1 protein-coding gene is annotated in these 470 nt (G+C 76.6%); it reads left to right on the forward strand.

Annotation, left to right across the window (positions count from 1 at the left end; genetic code table 11):
* Nucleotides 1-26: 26 nt before the first annotated feature.
* A partial coding sequence (locus CCN29_RS36605; RefSeq protein ID WP_442538659.1) for a multinuclear nonheme iron-dependent oxidase occupies nucleotides 27-470 on the forward strand: 444 nt, incomplete at its 3' end.

A 470-nucleotide genomic window follows, 5' to 3' on the forward strand; every position in this document is an offset into this window, starting at 1 on the left:
CGCCCGGGTGAAGGAGGGGGACGGGGATGACGACGGTGCGGCTGGGGACCGGAATCGGGTGGCGTCCGGAGATCGCGGACGCGGTGGAGGCCATGCCGGGCGTCGACTGGGTCGAGGCGGTGGCCGAGAACGTCTGCCCCGGGCACCTGCCCGCCTCGCTGCTGCGGCTGCGGGAGCGCGGCGTGACGGTCGTCCCGCACGGCGTCTCCCTGGGGCTCGGCGACGCCGGACGCCCCGACGAGCGGCGGCTGACCGCGCTCGCCGAGCGGGCCACGGCACTGGGGTCGCCGCTGGTCACCGAGCACATCGCGTTCGTGCGGGCGGGCGGTCCGCTGACCGCGTCCCCCGGCATCGAGGCCGGGCATCTGCTGCCGGTGCCGCGCACCCGCGACGCCCTCGACGTGCTGTGCGAGAACGTCCGCATCGCCCAGGACGCGCTGCCGGTGCCGCTCGCCGTGGAGAACATCGCC

Origin of the sequence: Streptomyces pseudogriseolus (genome assembly GCA_002154585.1) — a bacterium.
GTDB lineage: Bacteria > Actinomycetota > Actinomycetes > Streptomycetales > Streptomycetaceae > Streptomyces > Streptomyces pseudogriseolus.